Here is a 23,993-nt window from a genome sequence, read left to right as displayed (position 1 = left end):
TTAAGAGTAATCATTTAATGTTAAAATTAAGATATTAACTTCCTTAACTCATTAATATATTTTTTATAAATTATTTATTTGTTTGTAACAATAAAATAGAATAATTTAAATTAATTATTTCCCTCATGCCTGATAGCTTTGATGATAACTATTAAGCTTTTGAAAGAACAGCAAAACTCAATTTCAGCATTGGCCCAACTTTGGTATACCGCTCTTGGTAAAATTTGGATGCCTAATACACCTATTGATGTTGTTAAACAGCGTTTTGAGTCACATTTAAATGAAGATACCCTGCCACTTACGCTTGTTGCTTTCTACCATGATGAACCTGTGGGAATGTGTTCTCTGCGTATAAATGATGGCATTCGACCCGATTTAATGCCTTGGTTAGGGTCTTTAGCAGTGCACGCTGATTATCAAAATCAAGGGATTGGTGAACAATTAATTGAATCTACTAAAGAGAAAGCAAAAAAATTGGGCTTTAAAGAGCTTTACTTATTTGCATTTGATAAAACAATTCCAAAATACTACGAGCATTTAGGCTGGCATATTATAGGTACGGATAAATATAACGAACATCCCGTAACAGTTATGACAATAAAATTAATCCAATAACAACTAAGATAATCGTCTCCTCATGATTAAAAAAACTTTATTTTTGACTTTAGTAATACTAAAAGCAACCTATGCAGCGCCGCAGTTTAAGCTAGCCGATCCTATTGTTGATGACCGCTATGAGTTCAATACACAAGCATTATGCGCTACAGCAAAAGAAACACTCGCTTATCTTGATAAAGGAGCAGACTATGACCCTGATGTTATTCATCCAGGTAAAGCGATACAAATACCTCTTGATAGAATTAAAATGACATTAAGATTTGTTTGTGCACATCAAAACGAATTAAATAATCCTAATTTTATACAGAAGCATTTTGAATTTATCCGTTGGTATCCTGATAAAACACAAGCAAAACCATTAGCGACTGCTAAACCCTTACTTAAGAATTTACCAACTGATCAAATTTTAATGACTAAATATTATGTTCATCTTGCTAAAGCAGCTGAAAAACCTATAGAAAATAAATCGTTTGCTTTGTATGCATTACCGGATGATGAACAAAATTTAACCCTAGAAGAAGCTAATCGCAAACCTGAGTTAACTCGTTTTCAGTTTGGCAAACAAGCTATATTAAAAGGCGCCTTAACAAATAAAAATGTTTCCGCCTTAGCTTATGTAAGCCGGGACGATTTAGAAGCGGCATTAATGCAAGGTACTATTATTGCCGATTTTGGCCACTACAAAAAGATTTTTAATGTACATCGTAATAACAATATTGCTTATGATTCTTTGAAAAAGCCTACTCAACAAGAGCGTTTTTGGTATTTTAAATCGGTACAAGGCGTTCAAGGTTATGGCAAAGATGCTGATTATAAAATCAGTATCAATCCAGAAGTGACCTTTGCCGCTGATCTTAAGCAGTTAGGGCTTGGTAAATTATTGATGATACAGTATCAAAACAGAACTGGCCAAATAATTTCTCGAGCCGGAATTTTAGCTGATACAGGCGGCGCTTTTGCAGATAACTTATACCAAGTTGACTTTCTCGCAGGCACCTATTCAAGTAAGGAAGCGTATAATCAAGCTACTAGAAATATTCCAAATTATGTTGCTGCCTATTTCCTAGTTTTAAAAGATGACAGTAAAAAAGCTTAAATTAAATTTAAAAGCTGAAGTTAAGGCTTATAAACGTTAAAAGATATTATATTATTATAACACCTACTTCAGCTTTGTTTTATAAACTAGTAATCATTAAAACCTAAAACAACTAGAATACAGGCACCGCCTGCAATAATATTGACTCCTGCTTTCTCACAACGATCAATTGAATAACTACTCTCAGCGCCAGGTTGCATCCAAATATTTTTAATGCCTACTTCTAATGCTTCTTCCACCACTTTATCAGTTACTGTAGGTGGTGTAATAATCGAAATGCTTTCTACACTTGCTGGCAAATCTGCAACTGAAGCTACAGTAGATAAACCTTCAACAATACTTTCACGAGGGTTAATTGGATAGACTTGCAGATTATGCTGCATATAACAGCGCAATACTTTATTACCATATTTGGTTCGATTGCTAGAAGCACCTACGACTCCATATGCTTTCGATTGCAAAAAAAGATCTATATTATTCATAATTTTCTACCCTAGCTGATTTAATTTCTTTTAATGATTTAAATTTCATTGCCATGCTGCCTTAACTGATTATTTATTTCATTATGATTTACATTAAAGCTACATGTCTTTTAGTAAAGCATATATAATTGGCTAAAAATTTTCTTGATAATTGAATATGAGCGATACGCGAAATAAACATTGGTCTAAAATAGAGTACTTACATGAAGTTGTCAAAAACCCAAATATACATATTAAGGGAACTCACAGTTATTACAGTGATGCCTGGACGGGTAGTTTTGAAGAAACAGTCGTTAGGTATCTTTACGGTGATGAGTATAGTTTAAAAAATTGGCAGCCACAGTGGTCTATTGATCAATTATATATTGGAGATTATGTATGCATTGCTGCTGAAGTCATTATTATGCTAGGCGGAAATCATACCCATCGTGCAGATTGGTTTAGTCTTTATCCATTTCCAGAGTATAGTGTGCAAGCTTATAAGGCTAAAGGGGATACTATTATTCATGATGGTGCTTGGCTTGGTATGCGCTCCATGATTATGCCTGGTATAACCATTGGCGAAGGTGCCATTATTGGTGCTAATGCTGTAGTTACCAAAAATGTTGCTCCGTATTGTATTGTTGCCGGAAACCCTGCTAAAGTTATTCGCAAACGTTTTGATGATAAAACAATTGAGCGATTGCTTAAATTAGCTATTTATACATGGTCGGAGGAGAAATTTAATGCACTTAAAACTCAAATATGTAGTGCTGACATGGATGCATTGGAAAAAGCTAGCCTAGCTTATGATAAGATTTAAGTTGTCATTATATTCACAAATAATAAATTAATTAGAGCTTAATATCCTAGTTTTCCCTTTTAAGCCCTTAATTTACAATAAAGATAATTTAAGTATAATAATTTAAGTAACCTTTTAAAACCTATCAGGGATTTATTAGCTCCTGTTTTCGATTAATGAATACTTCATTATCATGAGCTCACTTTATAACATTAATTAAACAATATGATAAATAAAATATCATAGCAGCAACTACCAAAATTTAATAAATAAACAATAAGGACACTAGAAGTAAGCAGAATTATGAATAAAATGACAATTATTAGGTCTGCCATAGCTATTGATCCAGCTTAATATTTGAAAAATAAAAATATGATTAGGTTAAGTACTAAAGCCATTCAAAATTACACACTACTTCACCTAAATATAGAGCTATAGAATTTTTTATAGGGAGATTTTTGTGAAAAAGATATGGATATTCTTACTAACTTTTATATGTTGCTTCTCTGTTGCATCATTTGCTGCAAAGGCTCTAAAACCAAAAGTAGTTCATACCATGGTACAACGAGTACCTATACCAGTTCAAATAACAGTCAAGAATGAAAATTGGATAGAAACTATTTCAATATGCAACACGACTTCTAGTGCTATTCCCCTTAACGATATCGAATTGAACTTTAATTATGATGTGGCGATGCCAACAAATATATGGGGACAACCTTGGGCAGCGTGGCATATGCATAGCCAAGCTGGTAAACAAGTCGTTTTGTTAGGTGGAACACCTTATACTCCTGCTTTACAACCTGACCCAAATTGTAATAATCCACTCACTATCCAATTTAATGCCTCGCCTGATACACCTGCACCTGCAGGGCCTTTTGTTTTCAAGGCATCTGGTGCGTCATCAAATGAGAAAGGTAAATTGAATATTGCTATGCCATCCATACCAGAAGACGGATTAGCTAATCCACAAGTTACAATTACTGGGATGGGACAAACATTAAATCATACAGTTGCTTGGGGAGCAGTGTGGAGTGTAAGTGATTTGGTTGCTGGTTCATACACAGTTACTTCTTCTAATGTGAGTAATGGACAACATACCTATCAAGCAAACCCAATTAACATCACTGTAAAAGCCAACGAAACGACTGAAGTATCAGTAACATATACGCTTGTAACTTCCAATACAGGCAACCTGACAGTAACTATACCTGCCTTGCCTGCTGATGGATTAAATAATCCTGCCATTACTGTACAAGGTATGGGAAAAACCTTCAACCAAACTGTAGCTTGGGGCACACAGTGGAAGCTTACTAATCTTGCTGCTGGTAATTATACGGTGACTTCTTCTACCGTTACGAATGGTACTACTACCTATGAAGCCAGTCCAGTAACTATTGGTGTAATAGCAAATGGAACGGTGCAAGCTGCAATGAAATATACTCCTGTTTCTACAAGTACAGCTTCTCTGACTGTTAGTATTCTTGATGAACCAGAAGCCGGATTGAGTGCACCAGAGATAACTGTCGAAGGCATGGGAAAAAAGCTCAATAAAACGGTTGCTTGGGGAACAAAATGGGATCTCACGCAGCTGGCTGTAGGTACCTACAAAGTTACCTCATCTGTTGTAAGTAATAGCACTCATACTTATCAAGCAAATCCAGTTAATGTAACGCTATGTGCTACTAATCCTGCTAGAGTAACAATGATTTATAAAATTGTATCTGGTAACACAGGTAATTTGACCATTAACATGCCGCCCATGCCAGAAACGGGACTAGCAAAGCCCCAAATTACTGTAACAGGCGCAGGTCAAACTTTTAATCAAACGCTGGCTTGGGGTACTCAGTGGCAATTAAATAAAATTGCTGTAGGTAATTATACTATTACATCTAAAACAGTAAGTAATGGTATACATACATATCAATCAAATTCACCTTATACAAGTGTTAGTACTAATTCTACAACACCTATATCGCTTGTTTATTCAACAGTAAATAGTGGCCGTCCCATTTCTTGGAATAACATTAAACATGTTGTCATTATTGTTTTTGCAAATGAAAATTCAGACAATATACTGAATCAACCATTTTTCAAATCATTAACAACCCAAGGAGCTTATTTATCACAATACTCAGCGATCACACATCCTTCACAACCTAATTATCTTGCCTTAATAGGCGGGAGTACATTTGGAGTTACCAATAATAATATTCATAATATTAATGCTAGACATCTTGGCGACTTACTAAATGCGAAGGGTTTAAGTTGGAAATCCTATGCTGAAGCTTATCCAGGTAATTGTTTTCAAGGATCTAAAAGTGGAACTTATTCACATAAACACGAACCTTTTATTAGCTTCATCAATGTTCAAAATAATCCAGATGAATGTGCCAAAATCGTACCTAGCCACCAATTTTTCTCAGATTTAGCTGCAGATAAATTGCCTACTTATTCTTTGTATGTACCTGATATTAACAATGGTGGTCACGACACCGGTATAGCCTTTGCAGATAAATATTTTGCTAAGACCTTTGGCCCAATATTTAGCAATGCAAGCATAATGAATAATACTCTTTTTATTATTACCTTCGATGAAAATGATGGTGGTGCTGGCAACAAAATTTATACTGCCTTTGTTGGAGCAGGTGTAAAAGCAGGCGCTACTAGTGCAAATAAATATTCACACTATAGCACCTTAAGAACTATTGAAGAAATATTTCAGTTAGGTACCTTAGGTGTAAATGATCAAAGTGCTACTGAAATTTTAGATATTTGGGAATTTTAGTTCTACTTGCAAGAAATTGACTTTACTTAACTCTCTAACGCAGTTGAAAAGATTGATTAACTAATATGATGGCGCTGTTTGCAGGCAAGCAGCGCTATTATTTGAGGTACTGTAATTTAAAATAACTAACGATAAGCAAACCACTAAATCAACTTAATAAACACTGCTGCTATTCCTTTTGTTTTCGAGTAAGCTTTTCATAGCTTTAAATTAATATAAATTATTTGGAGCGTGCCGTCGGTAATACAGATCCAGCTTGTAAAAATTTTTATCGTAGTAATGTCCTAACTAAATTCTCTACTTTTTAAATAAAAACTATTAATTTAATTTTTTATCTGGAACAATTTATTTCTTAACGACATTCCTTCTCAAGCCAACATTCATCAATCACTTCATCGCAAACTTCAACTGTTTCACAAATAGGATAGTACTCCCTCTGTACAGGAATATTGATAACAATATTTGGAATAGGCAGCCAACCATAGCTAAAGCCAAATCCAGCATCATAGTCATGATAATGTCTATTGCCAAAATACCACCCGCTATACCAGGCATTAGCATCCGTATACATCAAGCAATTTAAGAGAAATAAACTGATTAATAGTTTAATTGTTTTCATCATTACTTCTTCCCCTATCAATCATAAAGCAACATAAGACTCAATTTTTAATCACTTCGTTATAAAATATTCTAATTCTCTCTATTGTTAAATCCAGAGTCAATAGAACCTTAAAATTAAATGAATAATTATGAAATTAGCTTGTTATTGGTTTTTATTTTTGAGTTAAGTAAATTAATCGCTATAGAAAAAAATCTGCTTGATAATAATAGATGTAGAAACTATTAGCTTAAATTAAGCTAACTTATTTTTAAGAGTGTAAATTATAGAAATTGCCCCATAATAGGGCAATTGGGTCGAATCATTTTACATAGACTGGTGCAGGCGGCTGATCAAAACTATATATTAAGCCGAAGGCAACTTGAGCAGCATAGGGTGTAATTTTGGTATGTTTAGCCACAGAGCCAAAGGGGTCGAAAGTATGACTTTTTACATGATCATAATGAGTTTGGCTATAATCCATCATACCAATCCAGTGAGGCGCAAATGCATGTCTTACACCTAACCCAAAGCGGATACCATCTAGATTATTAGTGCTACTATTTATGCTTGGATCAGACTCATTAATTTCAAGATGTCCATTCGCATAACCAATTCTTCCATAAAATAAAGTTGTTGGTGATAAAAAATAACCTGGAAGTAAGCTGATACCAAAACTACGTTTAATAGTAAAGGTTGTCTTAGAAAAGTTCCCATGTACATATTCATCATTGGTAAGCTTATATTCAAGTGAACTTATATTTGCATTGCCTTCTGCGGCTAAATAGAATCGATCAAAAGCCCGACCATAGCCGCCAAAAATTGAGCCAAACACACCTACACCTGCAAAACGATTTTTATCAATAACATCAAAATTATCTGTAGCATAAATAGTAGTACGTTTCACATGTGAGCGTTGATAAAAAAGTGCGCCTTCAGGTCCAGTACTGGCACCAATATAAAAACCTGCAAAACACGGTGTAATACTTAATGATAGAAGAAGACTTGAACCTATTTTCCCTAACATACATTTCCTAATAAGTAGAGTAAATTAAAAGAAATTCGATTTTATTTAAGAATGGAAAATAATTCAATGACATAATATATGAAATGTTTTTATTAAAAATCTAAAGTTTATTTTTTTAAAGACGATTATATATCTGAAAACAGTTATTGCTTAATTATTTATTGAAGGAATTGTTATGAAAACTTTTCTTAAAAAATTCTTCTTAAGAAATAGCGCGCCAAAAGAAATGCTAAAAGATAAAATGGTTTACGTAATTAACACAGATCGCAGTAACGTGGCAAAAAAATAATTTCATTTAAAATGTAAATAAATACTTAAAGCAAAATTATAATTATGCCACCTTAAAAAATAATTAATAAACTTAAGAAAACCAAATCAGTGAAAGCTTATATTGCCAGGACTTTTTTCGCCAAAATTTGTAAGCAATATGTTTGCTGCTAACTGCGCTGTCTTTTCTTGTGGCATAAATTCAACTGAGGTAGCAAACCCTAAATCATCACCAACACTAGTTAATACATTATATTTTATAGCCGGCTTTATTCTTTCAATCATTGCTTCCATAGCTATATCATCGATAAAAAGTAAATTCTTTTGCTCATGTCTTATCATTTCTAATAAAGTGGTATGTAAAGCATACTTAAGAGTATAGAGAGCAAATTCACGAGCTTCATCTAAATTATCCAAGGAAATCAAATTAGTTTCATCATGCAGATAAGTAAAATGGTAATCATAAGGTGAGAAATCATTGTTAATTTTATTAGCAGTATCTGAATTAAGATACTGACAACGAAAAAAATATAAAATTTTTTCTTTACTTGTCGCTTCGGTAATTTGAAAACACCCCTGAAAGATAAAAGGTGACTCCCAAACTGCAACAAGAATAAGTGTCTCTATATTAATTTTTTTAGACTGCAACATCATTATTACCACTTAATAGATTTCTATAGTTTAGCTTACTTTAAATTATTCATTATTAAATTTTAAATAAACTATCTAAATGCCTAAAGTCAAACGGTTGACGGACGAATAAATCTAATACCCCCCATTAATCTCGTTTAGAAACATAACTTATAAGGATTATTATGCAAGCTCCTATCCAGTTCGCTAGTGTTCAATTTATGCTAATTAATAGTTTTATAAATTATAATGTATCCCCTCATTGGATTTATACATCTACTAAACCAACCACCCATGTTAAAGTAACTAAAAAGGTTAAGTTTAATAATAAAATGGCAGTTAATTGCTAAATAAAATATCAAAAAGAGCGAGAAAGAACAGAGTTGCTTTTTTTGTTTCTTCCGGTGTGTCATCAAAATAGATTGATTTTTTTACCTTTCGGAAATAATCTGGCAATCTATCCGGGTATTGAACAAATTGATAAGATGTTTTTAATTGGAAGGGTAATAAAAAAACAAGGAGTGCATATGAAGAAAAAAGCCGCTATGGTTATTTTAGCATTAGTATCTGGATGTGTATTTTCAGATCAAGTTGACAACCCTTTTGGACCAAATGTATATATTTTTGACGATAGCATGCAATCTAGTGAAATTAATAATACGATAAGACAAATATACGAACAACAGCGCTTCAATGAATTTGGTGAACAACGCTATGCATTTATGTTTATGCCCGGTCAATATGGAGCTAATGAAAATATCGATGTTAGAACTGGATATTACACGCATGTTTTAGGCTTAGGGGCCAATCCAAACGATACAAAGATAACAGGCGCTGTACGTACGCAAGATTCACCTCCACATGATCCAAGCCACCCTGATCGTGGTCCTGGTGCATTAACTAATTTCTGGCGTGGCGCGGAAAATCTTACTATTATTCCAACGCTAGGCTCCTTAGGTTATCCTAATGCTATTCCTAAAGATCAAAATGTTTGGGCTGTCTCACAAGCAACCTTCTTGCGTAGAATTAATATCTTACAAGGTTCATTACGATTATGGGAAATAGGTTATTCAAGTGGCGGTTTTCTTGCAAATTCCAATATTGAAAGAGGAATTTATTCGGGTTCACAACAGCAATGGTTAACTCGAAATTCGACTTTTGGTCGCTGGGAAGGCGCAAATTGGAGTATGGTGTTTGTTGGGGATGTTGGCGCAGTTCCTGATGGAACTTGGCCTAATCCATCCATTACGGTTGTAGAGAAGGCGCCTATAGTTCGCGAAAAACCCTATATTTATTTCAATAAAAGTGCGAATCAATTCTATTTAAAACGTCCTAATATAAGAACAGATGCAATAGGAACTGATTGGAATATTAGTGGGAAATCTCTTCCTATTACTAGCTGCTTTATAGCTAAACCAAGTAACTCAGTCGCAGAAATAAACTTGGCTTTACAAAACAACACATATCCATGTTTAATACTCACCCCAGGTGTGTATCATTTAAATGATTCAATTCGAATAACAAGAAGTAATACTGTTGTTTATGGTTTAGGACTTGCGACATTGGTAAGCGATACAGGTAAGCCGGCTTTGATTGTTAATGATCTTAGTGGTATTCAGTTAGCAGGACTTTTATTTGACGCAGGACCAACGTACACATCAAAATTATTACAAATAGGTGATGGTAAGTGCAGCAATCGATCACATGCTAACAATCCGATTTTCCTATATGATCTTTTTTGCCGAGTTGGGGGACCTTCACAGCTAGGTCAAACCGAAAGCTGTTTAGAGATAAATAGTAATGATGTCGTTGGTGATAATCTTTGGATGTGGCGTGCTGATCATGGTAGCAATGTTGGATGGTATACCAATAAAGGTAATAATGGTATTACAGTTAATGGTAATAATGTAATAATGTACAATTTAATGGTCGAGCACTTTCAAAAGTATCAAACAGTTTGGAATGGCAATAATGGTAAGGTTTATCAATACCAATCAGAAATACCCTATGATCCGCCTAGTCAAACCGAGTGGCAAAATGGTTCAGTTAATGGATATGCATCTTATAAAATTGGGAATTATGTTGATACGCATCAACTATTAGGGGTTGGTATTTATAGTTATTTTCGAGATGCTACTAATGTTTACTTAGAAAGTGCAATTGAAGCCCCCTTAAAATCAACCATGAATTTAGAACATATCGTCTTATTTTGGTTAGATGGAAGAGATAATACCGGCATCGGACATGTTGTTAATAATGTTGGAGATGGGGTTTACCCATGGAATCGTCGTAGTAATTTAAGAAAGTGGCCATAGAATAATTAAATAAAAACAAAGAGATTTTAAACTTAATAATTTTAAGTTAATAATGAACAGCCTTAGCGTCTGAAGCTTATTTATCTTAGGAAAGTTACTTGATTTATAGTGGTTTAAATTACATATAGTAACTCCACCTCATATAGTAACGTCCTAAGATGAATAAGATAGCCTTGTAACTTGCATTAGGCTTGCCAGCATTATTTTAGTAGTATTATGTAAATTTATAAGTTTGAGGGTTGGATGCAAAAATTATTAATTAGTTTTTTTATTATTAACTGTTTTTACAGTTTGTCCTTAAATGCTGAGTCGGTAACTACCAATCAAACCCCAGAAGCCGATAATGAAATACATCACTATATTTTTCGCAGTTGGGATGTATTAACACGCGATAATAGAAATCTTTTTAAATCTTGGTTTGATAGCAAATTGCCTGAGGAAAAGCTAATTATCTATGTACCTAAAGGCGAAGACATCGAAGCGGTAAAATTAAATGCAACCCAACACTTACCGAGCGATACCGTAAAATGGATAGAATTTCGCTATTTACCAAAAAATATTAATTCAATAAAAGAACATGGTTTGCTCTATTTGCCTTTTCCGTATGTTGTTCCTGGTGGTAGGTTTAATGAAATGTACGGATGGGATAGCTATTTTATTGAATTAGGATTACTAGAGCATAATCGCCTGCAGCTTGCTAGAAATATGGTAGATAATTTAATTTATGAAATTAAGTATTATGGTACTATTTTAAATGCCAACAGAACATATTATTTAGAGCGTTCACATCCACCTTTATTAACAGAGATGATCCTTGCTTATTATTATAAAACTCAAGATAAAAAATGGTTAAAAACAACATTACCAGCAATTAATAAATTATATCGTTACTGGACCCAACCGCCCCATTTAATACCAAAATTAGGACTTTCCCGGTATTATGCTGGTGGTTCAGGACCCTGTCCTGAAGAATCGCCTACTTACTATTCTAAAGTGATTGATTACTTTCAAACCCATGATGTGACTGATTATGAAAAAACACTTTACTACAATGAGCAAACTAAACAGTTAACGCCCTTGTTTTATCGTGCCGATCGTACTGTTAGAGAGTCAGGTTTTGATATTACAGCTAAATTTGGTCCCTTTAGCGCTGCGATTATGGATTATGCCCCTGTTGATTTAAATGTCTTACTCTATAAATTGGAGCAAGAAAGCCAGGAAATTTATACAATTTTAAAGCAGGAAAAAATAGCTAATGTGTGGAAAAATAGAGCTCAAAGAAGAGCAAAATTAATAAATCGTTATTTATGGGATGCGCAGACTGGTTATTATTTTGATTATAATTTTAAAACTAAAAAGCTACGAAATTACTCATACGCTACTACTTTTTATCCTCTCTGGGCTGGTATTGCATCAAAAAAACAAGCTCAAGCCCTTATTAATAACCTGCCTAATTTTCTTGAAAAAGGTGGCCTTTTGACCAGTAAACATTACCCTGGTCTGCAATGGGATGCGCCATTTGGCTGGGCGCCTCTTCATTATTTTACCGTATTTGGCTTAGAAAACTATGGATATAGACAACTTGCTCATGATGTAGCTAATCGGTTTATCAAAACAGTAGAAAAAGGTTATGAACAAGCCCATACAATTTTTGAAAAATATGACGTGGAAGAACGCAGTATTCATACAGTCGATAAAATTAAGTTTAGTTATAAAACTAATGAAACAGGGTTTGGTTGGACTAATGGGGTTTATTTAGTTTTTATTAATTTTATAAAAAAAGCGCCAATAAAAGCTAATATATTACCAGCAGCAACGCCTCAAACATAAAATGATAGTTTATTAAAACATAATAAATTACAAAGATGCCACTGTCTTGATAAATGATTGGATTTGAGTCAAGGTTGAGCACTTACTTTTTTATATAGCTCACTTGATAAATCACATTGGCATGATCATCTGAAATGAGTAAAGAGCCATCTGGTAAAATTAAACTATCAACTGGTCTTCCCCACACTTTATCTCCCTGAAGCCAGCCTGTAATAAATGGCTTCACTTGACTCACTTGGTTATCATTTAATTTAACAGTAACCACTTGATAACCTATTTTTTGCCTACGATTCCAAGAGCCATGTTCACTAATAAAAAGTTGGCCATAATAATCGGCTGGAAATAAATTACCTGTATAAAAAGTGACACCAAGTGCAGCCACATGCGCAGGTAATTCGAGTACTGGTGGCGTAAACTCATTGCAGGATCGTAAATTTCCAAATTGCGGATCAGCTATATTTTTGCCATGGCAATAGGGAAACCCAAAATTCATTCCTTTTTTAGGTGCATAATTTAATTCATCAGGGGGGCTATTATCTCCCAGCCAATCACGACCATTATCGGTAAACCACAACTTATGGTAAATTGGATCCCAGTCAAAACCAACTGTATTACGTATTCCTTGTGCGTAAACTTCTAAATGACTACCATCTGGATCCATTCTCATAATAGTAGCAAAACGAACATCCTTACTTACACAGGCATTACAAGGCGCTCCTATACCGATATAAAGTTTGTTATCTGGCCCAAAACGTATAAAACGCCAGCCATGTGCCTCTTCATTGGGTAAATTATTGTTAATCACAATAGGCTTAGGTGGATTTAATAAATGGTGCTCAATATTGTCAAAACGTAAAATACGATTAATTTCTGCCACATATAAATTACCTTTATAAAAAGCAACACCATTAGGCTTATTTAAGCCCTCTGCAAGCGTTATGACGCGAGTGCCATAAGTACTATTTTTATTTTTAATCACAGCATAGACTTTTCCTTCAGTTATCGAACCCACAAAAACAATATCATTATTACCTAGGGCCATTTGCCGAGCACCAGGTACAGGGCTGGCATAAATAGCAATTTTAAATCCGACTGGATACTGCAATAAATGTAATGGCAAAGCTTGTACAAACCTTGTATCTAATATGAGTAAAATGAACAGTAGCCGATATAAATCCATTTTTCACCTTTCAAAAGGGTTAAGAAGCAGAATTAATTTTTTATAGCTAATTAAATCTTACAGTCAGAATCTTCTAATTATCAGTTTATTAAGTTTATAATTGCTAATTAAAGTTAAGATCGATCTTTTTCTAAACTTAATGTGTTAAAGTAAGTACAAAAACAAAGGAGTATAAATCAATAAATAAGTACCTTTTTTAAATGCTATAAAAACTACTCGTAGTTTAGCTCTTTCATTATTAAAGAGCCTGATTAGTTCAGTTTCTTAAAAATTAAGTTGTTTTTATCATAACAAAAATAAAGGAATACATGGAATGAATACCCAAGATATTAAAAACAACCCAGAAGAAAAAATAATAAATCTACCCGAAAATTCTATTTCAGATCTTAATAACCCGACCCCAGAAGACGCTCAGGTTGAAGAGCAAGCTAAACTTAATCAAATTACCTCAACTAAAGAACAATTAGCAAAAATTAAAATAGAGTTGGATAAGATGATTGATGCATTTGCTCAAAATAAAAGTATCTTATCAAGAGCAGCAAAATTTTGGGGTGAATTACCCTGGTGGCAAAAAGTTATAGCAGGTTCGATTATCTTTGTGCCTCTTTTAGTCATTAGTATTATTACGCATCTTTTAGTACTGATAGTTATAAGTTTATTTTCATTACTCGCTTTTGTAGGAAGCAGTTTTTTATTAGATAACCACCATCAGCAAAGCCAAAACGATAAAAGTGATCTTAAAAAAGGTATTTTAAGTTTAGCGGATACGCTAGGTACCGTCATTGAATCGCTTGATCAAATAAGACAAGATTTAGCGATTGAAATAACTAAATTTCAAACAGAAAATGAGCATTTAACAGCGCTTGTACAAGAATTAAGCCAGCAGGTTGAACAATTAAAATCACAAGTTAGCCATTTAGTTGATGTCGAACAACAATTAGATATAACAAAAGAAGAGCTACAAAAAACGTCTGCAAATTTTTCTAACGCTGTTGAAGAGCATAAAAAATTATTAGAGCGAAATAAATTACAATTAGAAAAAACAATTAAAGATTATGATGAATCGCAAGCTCAATTATCAGCTAAAATTTTAGAACTCGATGATGTTAAAACTAAAATGGGCCTTGATTTAGAGCAAGCTAATCTAGTTGCGCAAGCATTACGAGCAACGGCAGATGAATTATTTAAAACTTTAAATTCTGATGAGTCCCAACAAGCTGAATTTCACAATCGGATACATGAATTTCTTACTGATCGATCGAAAGGACTTAACCAACTTATAGATAGTAATCAGGAGATAAAAAATAAACTTTTTGCTGTTGAAGAAGAATTAAGATTGTCTAATGAGCGTTACGCTGAGCTTTTAACGCGCGGGGAAGGACAAATTGATCGATTGGAGAAAATCTATACTCCATCTCCAGTAAGCTTAAGTCCTACAGCTACACTTAAAAAGATAGGATTATATGCTATTGATGATGAAAAAAATATTAGCGATTTACCTAATACAGTATCTGCTACCTCCAAGGGCCTGCAATAAATAAAATAGGTAAATAAAATATAACATCTATATAAATAGAGCTTGCAAAAAACACTTAATCTATTAGTTATAAGTTAACATTTCGATTAATTTATGTGTAAGTAAGCTCTATTGCGCAATAATTTAAAAGTTTATTTTTTAATTTGCCGCTCATTTTTTGCTCATTTTTAGTTGATCTATAATTGGATAATGAATATTTGATAATTTATTTGTAGTTATTAATTATATTAACTTGCTCACTTCAGGATGGAGAATATGTATGCAGAAAATATCTAGTGGTTGCTTTTTAGGATTAATTTACCTTGCAATAGGTCATGCTAATTCCAATGCTGAGTTTAATTTACAGGAAGATAAAAGTGCTCAAAGCCGCTGTATACAGCAGGTTTTAGCTGATTGTACTCAAAAATGCGAGCAAGCTAGTGGTAAGAACTGTATACAGCTATGTAGCGAAACTGCCACAAATGAGTGCCGACAAGCTGGGCAATAAATAAAAATTGATAAGTTATTACGTTACATTTTAAATAAACTTCTCTTCATTCATTCCTTTTAAGGATTTTTTAGTGAATTTTCATGTACAATTAGCTCTAGTTGTTATCTAGGATAACTTGTAATGCCTGGCTCTTTTTTTCAAGTAGAATCTAAAAAAGTACAAACATTAACTGAATTTTTAGAAAGTGACTCTTTAAATCTGGCAGAAAATTTCTTAAAAGAATTTGAAGCGATGGAAGTTACTCAGCAAATTGAACAAGTAAAAAAATTAATAGCTGATGGCAAACACTTTGACTTCATTGCTAAATTAGCTACGGTAAATGACAGATTTAAGAAAGTATGCAACTTAGCTCAATTTAAAAATACCTGGTTCTCGTGCTGGAGTACTTATGGATTATTAATTACTCAGGATTCTGGCAATTCCTTATTCCTACAACCTTGTAAAAATGCACTTGAGCTATTTTTAGGTATTTTCTATTATTATAAAGCCCTTAAAACAGCTGAAATATTAAAGGTAAATTACTCGCAAATAGAAATAAATTATCTGAAGCAAGCTATAATTTTTAATTCCGTCCATGCTTGCCAACGTTATTACGCTTATCTATATGAGAATATAAAAGCTAATTTTAATAATACGCCAACCGATGACGTTAAACTCCAATTCCGCGATATTATTAAAAATATTAAACAAAATATTCTTCCCTATTATGGCTCTTACGCCTACTTTATGTTAACCGAGGCCTATTTTTATTACGGAATCTACTTGAAAGAAAAAGGCGAATTAGAATTTGCTTGTAAGTCGCTAAATTCAGCGTTGAAGAGCCTTGATTTTGCGCAATCAGAGCGCCTAAAAGAAGCAGACCAGCAATTATATCATAACGCCAGCTTAGGAAATATGGAGTGTAAAGATTCCTCGTTCACTTTCACTAGTTTAAATAAAATCAGGATTTTGATTTTAAAGCACAAAGCTTCGATTTCTTCTCGATTAGCAAGCACTGGCCCACAAGTTAGCTCTCTATTTGCTGAGCAAGAAAGTCAAAAAACCAGTTTAAAATTAGATAAAAGTGAGTTTAACTCTGAATCTGAGACATTAATATTAAAATGCCAACCTTCTTTATGCTAGGCCAATTAACCAATAATTTTATTTTACGGCCAAACCTTAGAAGTTGAATTCTCACATGGTATTGGCTAGTACTACTTGATTACATTGTACATTATCTAATTCTGAATAAAGTCTTTTTTTTCCCTGCCAAAATATTGCTGGGTTATTTAATAGGGTTTTAGACGGGGTATTATCTTGCCCTATAGATTCAGCTTTAACGACACTCAATCTATGTCCTTTGATAGTGGCTTTATTATTTTCCTTAATGGAATTCTTGACTCTTATAGGGTCTTTTTCTATGTTGGGAGTTACTTCTGAAAACACTGAAGTGACTTTTTTTAATAAATTATTAACTCTTTTTTTATTGTTATAGGTTTCTGCAGCTTTAAAGAAAAAATGAAATAATTTTAGGGAAATTTTTTTTTCCGATTCTGGGCCCATATCACTAGCATTAGGGAATACGCCGTGTATTGTAATTTCTGGGTGAAATTGCATTCCAATTAAAGGCGCCCCATACTTTCCTTCAATTGCCTCAATTAATTTACCATCACTCGCCCTACCTGTTACCTTTAAATACGATGGCTTTAGCTTATCAACAATTTGCTTATGGGCACCAAAAAAATTTCCTACTACCGTTGGTGAATTAGAAGATAAAGGTTTTTCATCAGGATTAAAAAGTTGGCCTAAAATAGATTGTGTATTAAAAATAATTTTATCATAAGCCATATACCCTTGTTGCTTTAACTCAGCCGGGGTTAATGATCTCAATGTACTATCATAATAAACAGCAATTGCTTCATAACCTCCGCAAATCCCCATTATAGGCATCCCTCGCTGTGTTGCAACATGTACTAAGGCTAACTCTGCAATTGTTCGGGATAAATCATAAGTAAAATTATTATCAGTATCAGGTAGCTTGTTAAATAAAGAGGGATCAATCATTGCTACATTTCCTGATAATGCTAAGCAATCGACTTTATCAAGAATTTTAGTAGCCATATATTTAGCATGTAAAAAGAGTTTTTTACGACCCTCCTTAGTTTTATATGCCTCTTCAAATACTTCTTTAGGTATGTCTCTCATCATAACTCTGAAATCAGCATCAACAACATCACAGTTTACAGAAGCAAATGACTTTTTAAGTGAAGGTGCGCTTCGGCTTCCTACTTCCGGACTATCAGTAACAGCAACTTTAATCTTTGACATAGTATAACAACAATCAAATTGACCATAAAAATGATTGTATAGCACAACTATAATCAATTTGAACAGAAAAATTTAGAAAAAATTAAATTAAGCCTAGAGGATAAGCATAGCAATGTAATTTGCTATGCTTAAAGTATTCTAAGTGAAAACACCTATTAGAGAAATTATGGACTCTCTGGAAACCTTACCTAGCAAAAGAAAATCATTATTGGAAGTTTTGCCTCTATATTTTGTTATTTTTTTTGGCTTTGTTGGCTATAGCTTAATGATAACGGTCTTTACGCCGATGATTCTTCATGCTCATGGCTTTGTTTCTGCAGGCAGTTCCATGCACTATCGTACAATATTATTAGGAATTTTATTAGCCCTATACCCTTTAGGACAGTTTTTAGGCTCCCCACTACTTGGTATGCTTTCTGATTTTTATGGGCGTAGAAAAATATTAATAATTTCGATTGCGTTAACTACTATTTTCTATTTTCTAATCACAGCCTCCTTATATTTCCAAAATCTAACCTTATTAATGATTAGCCTCTTTTTAGCAGGACTTAGTGAAGGAAATATTGTTGTGTCACAAGGCGCTATTGCTGATATAGCCAGCGAAACTGAACGCAGTACCCTCTTTGGCTATATTTATCTTAGCGCTAGTTTAGCTTACATTATTGGCCCTTTAGTAGGAGGAAGTCTTGCAAACTCAAGATTAGTTTCCTGGTTTAATTACAGTACCCCATTCGAGCTTTGTTGTATTAGCTTAATCATTTTATTGGTTTTTATTATTTTCACCTTCAAAGAAACTTTAGTGTCTCCCAAAGAAAAAGAAAAAATTAATTATTCCGAATTATTAACCAATTTTACTACCGTGTTTACGGAGAAAAAATTGCGATTTTTATTTCTCATTAATTTCTTATTATATCTAGCTATTTTTGGTTTTTTTCGCTGTTATCCCATGTATTTAGTTGATGAATTTCATATGCAGGTAGGTCAACTTTCTAAATTTATTGCCTGGGTTGCGGTGCCAATTATACTTGCTAATTTATGGTTAACTGGTTTTTTATCTAGACGTTATTCGGCTAAAAGTATGACTATTGTTTCCGCCCTTTTGACGGGAATTTTTATGATTTTAATTATTATACCGAATCAAGAAAAATTTTTATGGCTTACCTTGTTTTTAACTTCGATGGCATTAGCCATTTGCTTACCTGCTTGTGCTACTTTACTGTCTATCTCAAGTCCTAGCGAAGAACAAGGTAAGGTTATGGGTAATAATCAATCATTGCAAGTATTAGCAGAGTCTTTATCAGGTATCTTAGGCGGATTATTAGCTGCTATTATGGTGAAACTCTCCTTAATTTTATTAGCAATCATTGCCATTTTAGGGGGGGCACTTTTATTTTTAAAAAATTATACTAAGGCTACTTACTTTTAAACCTTCACTCAAATCCGATTGCATGCCCATCTTTTCTAGGATCTGAGGCTGCAAAATAACCTTCCTTAAGACAGTAAATAGCTTGTCCCCCACCATAGATGAGAGTAGGACTTGGTATAATGCAATGACCCCGATGTTGTAATTCGGCTACTACTTCAGGCTTAATACCAATTTCTATGCTAATTTTATTTCTTGTTGAGCAAACATATTAACTATAGCGAATGATTTTTGTTCTTACCATTTTTCTTGCTTGTAAGCACCCTGCCAAAAGTACCATTCTAATTGTGTGGACTTCACAAAAGCCTGAATCATTTTAAATTTTGTAGTTTTTGAGGATTCACCTCCTAATTCATTGGTAATCTCAATAGCAATTCGCACCGATGTTGCAAACTCCTCACTCGAATACAAAGCTATCCAATTATAATAAGGATGGGTTTGCCAAAGATTGGCGACCATACTTTTTCCTACTTCATGATAAATAAAAAAACAAGGTAATAAACTTGCAACCGCTTCCTCAACTGATGCAAGACTTGCCATGCGAAGTAGATAATTGGTATACATAAAACAAGCCGGATTAGCTTCATCTACATAATTAGGGAAGGAAACTTGACTAAGGTAACTTAAATGAAGTTCACGTTCCGCTTTAATTGCATCTAGAGCAAATTGTATAAATTGTTGGGTATGAGGATTACGAGGTAATCTCGCGGCCGTTATAGATAAAGCGCGCGAATAGTCTGCCAAGTATAAAGCATCCTGTATTAAATAAAAAATGAAAATATCTTTCGGAAGTGTTCCTTCTGCAAGTTGAATATTAAAAGGATGGTGATGAATTTTTATTTGTATTTCATTCGTTGCTTGCGCCATATCTTTAAATATCATGTAATCGATTCTCCAAAAAATAAAAATGATCCACAGGACCAAAACCTTGACCTATGTGATATCGTTTTCCAGATATAATGGCCTGGGTTAAATAATACTTTGCTTTCTCAATTGCTTTTAGAAGAGAAAATCCTTGAGCGAAGTAAGAGGCAATAGCTGCAGATAAAGTACATCCAGTTCCATGTGTGTTTGTTGTTATGACGCGCTTCTCCCGAAACCAATAACAAGTATCTTCTTGTAGACTATAAAAAACATCTGAACACTGCTGCTCCTTAAGATGCCCACCTTTAAGAAGGACATTAACTTGCAATGTTTGACCTAAAGTAGTAGCCGCAGCTTGCATTTCAGCTTTATTGTTAATTTTTTCATCTAATAAGTGTTCTGCTTCAAATAAGTTTGGTGTAACTAAAGAGGCTAGCCTTAATAGTTTTTCTTTAAGATGATTAAGCGTTTTTAATTGCAATAAATGAGATCCATCTTTAGCAACCATCACTGGGTCAAGTATGATTGGTATATGTTTAAATTTTTTTAACGTTTTATAAACAATATTGATAATATGTTCATCATGTAACATGCCTATTTTGATAGCTTGTATGGTTAAATCACTTAAGACGGATACCATTTGCTTATCTACAAAGTCAGCGTCAACAGGTTGAATAAATTGCACACCCTGGGTATTTTGTGCAACCAAGGCGGTAATTACGGCTGCAGCATAGCCTCCAGTAGCTGAAATAGCTTTAATATCTGCATTAATTCCCGCTCCTCCGGAGGGATCTGTTCCTGCAATACTTAAAACACAAGCAAGATTATTCTTCATCATAATCACCTCGTCCTGGAAATTTTGCTAGGGCGTCTAGAAAATGAACTTTAAAAGAACCTGGGCCTTCTGCTACTCGAGCAGCCAGCTCACCACAAATTCCATAAAACATGACAGCCGCACAAGCGGCAATATAAGGATGATCATGCGCTGCTTGGAATGCGCCTATGACAGCTGTTAACAGGCAACCGGAGCCTGTAATTAAAGGCATTACCTCAGAACCTCTATGCAATAAGGTAACTTGATCATCTTGCATCACGGCATCAGTTTGGCCGCTAATAACAATTACGGTCTGCTTATCTACTGAAAGGTATTTTGCTGCCTTTATAACCTCTGCTGTGGTAATACTGGTATCAACCCCTTTAGTTGTATGATTAAAGTTACATAACGCGCCAACTTCACTGGCATTACCGCGTATGACGGAGAAGTGATAGTGCTTTAAAAGATGTAAACATGTTTCTGTGCGATATAAACTTGCTCCAGCACCGACAGGATCAAGAATAATAGGCTTACCTAATTCATTTGCTACTAAACAAGCTCTATCACATAAAGTAATAAATTCATCATTGAGAGTACCAATATTAATGACGACCGCATCTGCTAAATGAACTAAAGCGTCAATTTCAACCGTTGCCATAGTCATTATAGGGGAAGCGCCTAAACTTAATAATCCATTAGCAACAAATTCTATCGTAACCTGATTGGTAATGTTTAAAATCAGTGGTTTTCTTTCTTTAATACGCTTTACCATCATATAGACTGTTTCATACTGCATTAAATTTCACCTTGTAAATATTGCGAATTAATTCTTTTGCAACAATGAAAGGATTTACCTGTTCGTGAAGTGCACTAACTACAGCAACACCGCAGGCACCATGCCTAATAACTTGCATGACGTTATGAACATTAATTCCTCCAATTGCTAAGACGGGATGTTTAGAAAGAGTTGCAAGTTGTCTTAAACCCTCTAAATTCCAAATAGTTTTACAATCAGTTTTAGTTTGACTAGGAAAGACTGCACTAGCAGCAATGTAGTCTATGCAATTTAACTGGTTGGCGTGTGTAAGTTCAGCGTAAGATTCAACAGAATACCCAATTATTTTAGTTGGCCCAAGTAAACGACGAGCCTGCTCAGGCGGCATGTCAGACTGACCTAAGTGCACCCCATCTGCATCAATTTCTAAGGCGAGTGTCACGTAATCATTAATAATAAATGGAATATGTAATCTGGCTAATAAGGATTTTAATGCAAGGGCTAAGGGACGTATCTTGGATAAAGGATTAACCTTATCTCTAAGTTGGACTAAGGTAACACCACCTTTTACAGTCAATTCAATAAATTGAAGATAATCATCTATAGATTGATTATTTATTTGCGTGACTAAGCAAAGATCAAGAGCAGCTATATTCATTGCATTCTCCTAACTTTGGAGCAAAAAGAGCAATGAACGACTAGCTAAAAAAGCCTAATCTAAACAAAACTCACTCTCCCTCCGCAGGCATTATCCAGTGCAGGTTATAAGGGTATTTCTCAGCTTTGTTATACAAAGCACCCCTGGTGATTAAGCTCAAAATCCTAAATCAACTATATGTCTATGTCAATTTTATTTGGATAAAATAAGAACGGCCAAGATAAGGTTTAATTTTTTTACAGAGTGTCAATAAAATCTCTTTGAAAAACGATTAAGAAAACGCTACCCTCAGCAATTTGTTTTATAGGATGTATTAAAATGTCTTTCTTTAATCAAATGTATGAATGTGCCCTAATTAATGACGATCAAGCATTAGTATTATTATTAAAACAGGGAGCATGTATTGATGAAAAAGAAAACAATGAGAATTTTTCTACTGTTGCCGCGAAATTAGTATCAGATGGCCATATTGACAAAGCCCTCAAACTTATTAATCAATTTGGCGCAGGTCCTGAATATGTTCTACAAGCCTTAATTGAAAACTCCCAAATTGAAGCTGCAGAAAAATTAAAGGCACAGTTTCAAATTGATACCGAATTAGAACATTTTAAAATGTTAGCTCCTGAGGTAAGAAGAAAAAAATTTTATCAACTAGCTCAATTAAGTAATAATCACACACAGCGACTTTATGCTAGCGTATGTGCTGGTGACAGCATACATCTTGAACAATTATTAGGCAATATAAATTTAGTTACCTCTTCTAACGATATAGAGATTCTAGCTACAAAAAATAAAATTTTAGAATTGATTCTTCTTGGCGCAGCTCAAGATGGGCATATTGCTTTAGTAGCAAAATATTATGAAGCTAAAGAATTACCAGATCTGTTGGGTAATCACTTAGTTGGTTTAAATGACGTGGATGATAAAGGCTATTGCAGTCATCGCTTTCTAAATGAATCACTAGCGCTACATACTCTATCTTTTATTCAAGATGAAAAACTTATAAAAAACTTGGTAAAGGCTATCAAAAAAGATGGCCTCATGTATGCCGAACATGTGTATGATATTAGCGAAGTAAAAAATAAATCATCCATTATTAAACAATTAATGGGAACTTATGGCTTAGCTTATGATAAAGCGTACTATTGCTTAGAAAAATTATATACGCGAACTGCTATTAAAACTGCACAATTAATGCAATTTTATAATATTAGTGAGAATTTAGCGGTTAAATGGTTGCATAGCCCTGCTATACGCATCTGGTTTCGTGAGATTCAGCCTGTTCTTAAAAGGAAGGGCATTTTCCAGACAGATGATATTATTAATTACATAGATCAATACGTATTAGAAGCATCTCTTAAGGAAACTGTTGCATTTAAAATGAAGATAGTCCCTAATCAAATTAGTACCTTAAAAGTGCCTACTACATTTTTTAGGCCAACGATTTTAGAAGATAACCCTCCCAATAAAAAGCCTAAACTTTCTCCTGAATTTAAATAAAATTTTAGGGCTT

At 33.9% G+C, this 23,993-nt stretch carries 21 protein-coding genes and 1 riboswitch; of the genes, 11 read left to right on the top strand and 10 right to left on the bottom strand.

Annotation, left to right across the window (positions count from 1 at the left end):
• The first annotated feature begins 141 nt into the window (after window positions 1–141).
• Complete coding sequence (locus E1P04_RS10820; RefSeq protein ID WP_131782920.1) at window positions 142–615, top strand: GNAT family N-acetyltransferase; 474 nt, start codon at window positions 142–144, stop codon at window positions 613–615.
• A 22-nt stretch (window positions 616–637) separates the two neighbouring features.
• On the top strand, window positions 638–1,714 hold the full coding sequence (locus tag E1P04_RS10815) for a hypothetical protein (protein WP_131782919.1): 1,077 nt from the start codon (window positions 638–640) through the stop codon (window positions 1,712–1,714).
• 86 nt (window positions 1,715–1,800) lie between these two features.
• On the opposite strand, the gene E1P04_RS10810 is transcribed toward E1P04_RS10815, so the two are convergent.
• On the bottom strand, window positions 1,801–2,196 hold the full coding sequence (locus E1P04_RS10810; RefSeq protein WP_131782918.1) for a CoA-binding protein: 396 nt from the start codon (window positions 2,194–2,196) through the stop codon (window positions 1,801–1,803).
• 157 nt (window positions 2,197–2,353) lie between these two features.
• Here E1P04_RS10810 and E1P04_RS10805 point away from each other — a divergent pair, with 157 nt between their 5' ends.
• Window positions 2,354–2,998 (top strand): CatB-related O-acetyltransferase, encoded by a 645-nt coding sequence (locus tag E1P04_RS10805; protein ID WP_131782917.1) that lies wholly within the window; start codon window positions 2,354–2,356, stop codon window positions 2,996–2,998.
• Window positions 2,999–3,437: 439 nt separating this feature from the next.
• On the top strand, window positions 3,438–5,765 hold the full coding sequence (locus E1P04_RS10800; protein ID WP_131782916.1) for an alkaline phosphatase family protein: 2,328 nt from the start codon (window positions 3,438–3,440) through the stop codon (window positions 5,763–5,765).
• 352 nt (window positions 5,766–6,117) lie between these two features.
• Here the strand turns inward: E1P04_RS10800 and E1P04_RS10795 are convergent, their stop codons facing one another.
• The 3 genes from E1P04_RS10795 to E1P04_RS10785 form a co-directional block, all read right to left on the bottom strand.
• Window positions 6,118–6,387: a hypothetical protein gene (locus E1P04_RS10795; RefSeq protein WP_131782915.1), complete on the bottom strand. Its 270-nt coding sequence runs from the start codon at window positions 6,385–6,387 to the stop codon at window positions 6,118–6,120.
• Window positions 6,388–6,685: 298 nt separating this feature from the next.
• Window positions 6,686–7,390 (bottom strand): outer membrane protein, encoded by a 705-nt coding sequence (locus tag E1P04_RS10790; RefSeq protein WP_131782914.1) that lies wholly within the window; start codon window positions 7,388–7,390, stop codon window positions 6,686–6,688.
• Window positions 7,391–7,765: 375 nt separating this feature from the next.
• Window positions 7,766–8,311: a hypothetical protein gene (locus tag E1P04_RS10785; RefSeq protein WP_131782913.1), complete on the bottom strand. Its 546-nt coding sequence runs from the start codon at window positions 8,309–8,311 to the stop codon at window positions 7,766–7,768.
• Between the two features lie 503 nt (window positions 8,312–8,814).
• Between E1P04_RS10785 and E1P04_RS10780 the strand changes: the two genes are divergently transcribed.
• The gene (locus tag E1P04_RS10780; RefSeq protein WP_131782912.1) at window positions 8,815–10,602 is read left to right on the top strand and encodes a hypothetical protein; all 1,788 of its coding nucleotides are present in this window, start codon (window positions 8,815–8,817) and stop codon (window positions 10,600–10,602) included.
• Between the two features lie 243 nt (window positions 10,603–10,845).
• A complete protein-coding gene (locus E1P04_RS10775; protein ID WP_131782911.1) occupies window positions 10,846–12,432 on the top strand; it encodes a trehalase family glycosidase in 1,587 nt (528 codons plus the stop codon).
• 82 nt (window positions 12,433–12,514) lie between these two features.
• Here E1P04_RS10775 and E1P04_RS10770 read toward each other — a convergent pair whose 3' ends face one another.
• A complete protein-coding gene (locus tag E1P04_RS10770) occupies window positions 12,515–13,612 on the bottom strand; it encodes a PQQ-dependent sugar dehydrogenase (protein WP_131782910.1) in 1,098 nt (365 codons plus the stop codon).
• Between the two features lie 313 nt (window positions 13,613–13,925).
• Here E1P04_RS10770 and E1P04_RS10765 point away from each other — a divergent pair, with 313 nt between their 5' ends.
• From E1P04_RS10765 to E1P04_RS10755, 3 genes are all read left to right on the top strand, one after another.
• On the top strand, window positions 13,926–15,149 hold the full coding sequence (locus tag E1P04_RS10765) for a LegC2/C7 family Dot/Icm T4SS effector (protein ID WP_131782909.1): 1,224 nt from the start codon (window positions 13,926–13,928) through the stop codon (window positions 15,147–15,149).
• Window positions 15,150–15,408: 259 nt separating this feature from the next.
• Complete coding sequence (locus tag E1P04_RS10760; RefSeq protein ID WP_131782908.1) at window positions 15,409–15,636, top strand: hypothetical protein; 228 nt, start codon at window positions 15,409–15,411, stop codon at window positions 15,634–15,636.
• Between the two features lie 123 nt (window positions 15,637–15,759).
• The gene (locus tag E1P04_RS10755) at window positions 15,760–16,761 is read left to right on the top strand and encodes a DUF5630 domain-containing protein (RefSeq protein ID WP_131782907.1); all 1,002 of its coding nucleotides are present in this window, start codon (window positions 15,760–15,762) and stop codon (window positions 16,759–16,761) included.
• Window positions 16,762–16,812: 51 nt separating this feature from the next.
• Here the strand turns inward: E1P04_RS10755 and E1P04_RS10750 are convergent, their stop codons facing one another.
• Window positions 16,813–17,946, bottom strand: a complete 1,134-nt coding sequence (locus E1P04_RS10750; RefSeq protein ID WP_131782906.1) for a gamma-glutamyl-gamma-aminobutyrate hydrolase family protein — start codon at window positions 17,944–17,946, stop codon at window positions 16,813–16,815.
• Between the two features lie 142 nt (window positions 17,947–18,088).
• Here E1P04_RS10750 and E1P04_RS10745 point away from each other — a divergent pair, with 142 nt between their 5' ends.
• On the top strand, window positions 18,089–19,372 hold the full coding sequence (locus tag E1P04_RS10745) for an MFS transporter (RefSeq protein WP_165482752.1): 1,284 nt from the start codon (window positions 18,089–18,091) through the stop codon (window positions 19,370–19,372).
• 234 nt (window positions 19,373–19,606) lie between these two features.
• Here the strand turns inward: E1P04_RS10745 and E1P04_RS10740 are convergent, their stop codons facing one another.
• The 4 genes from E1P04_RS10740 to thiE are packed head-to-tail and all read right to left on the bottom strand — an operon-like array spanning window position 19,607 to window position 22,480.
• On the bottom strand, window positions 19,607–20,251 hold the full coding sequence (locus E1P04_RS10740) for a TenA family protein (RefSeq protein ID WP_131782904.1): 645 nt from the start codon (window positions 20,249–20,251) through the stop codon (window positions 19,607–19,609).
• Complete coding sequence (thiD, locus tag E1P04_RS10735) at window positions 20,241–21,071, bottom strand: bifunctional hydroxymethylpyrimidine kinase/phosphomethylpyrimidine kinase (RefSeq protein WP_131782903.1); 831 nt, start codon at window positions 21,069–21,071, stop codon at window positions 20,241–20,243. Before thiD ends, E1P04_RS10740 begins: the two co-directional genes overlap by 11 nt.
• Window positions 21,058–21,843: a hydroxyethylthiazole kinase gene (thiM, locus tag E1P04_RS10730; protein WP_131782902.1), complete on the bottom strand. Its 786-nt coding sequence runs from the start codon at window positions 21,841–21,843 to the stop codon at window positions 21,058–21,060. The genes thiD and thiM overlap by 14 nt, the downstream gene beginning before the upstream one ends.
• Window positions 21,833–22,480 carry a thiamine phosphate synthase gene (thiE, locus tag E1P04_RS10725; protein ID WP_131782901.1) on the bottom strand — a complete coding sequence of 216 codons (648 nt, stop codon included), beginning with the start codon at window positions 22,478–22,480 and terminating at the stop codon, window positions 21,833–21,835. The genes thiM and thiE overlap by 11 nt, the downstream gene beginning before the upstream one ends.
• 58 nt (window positions 22,481–22,538) lie before the next feature.
• Window positions 22,539–22,635, bottom strand: a riboswitch (TPP riboswitch).
• Between the two features lie 163 nt (window positions 22,636–22,798).
• Here thiE and E1P04_RS10720 point away from each other — a divergent pair.
• Entirely contained in the window at window positions 22,799–23,980 is a 1,182-nt protein-coding gene (locus E1P04_RS10720) for a hypothetical protein (protein ID WP_131782900.1), read from the top strand.
• The last annotated feature ends 13 nt before the right edge of the window (window positions 23,981–23,993 follow it).

It is taken from the genome of Legionella gresilensis (assembly GCF_900639865.1).
Lineage (GTDB): Bacteria > Pseudomonadota > Gammaproteobacteria > Legionellales > Legionellaceae > Legionella_C > Legionella_C gresilensis.
This window is presented reverse-complemented; position numbering and strand designations above follow the sequence as displayed.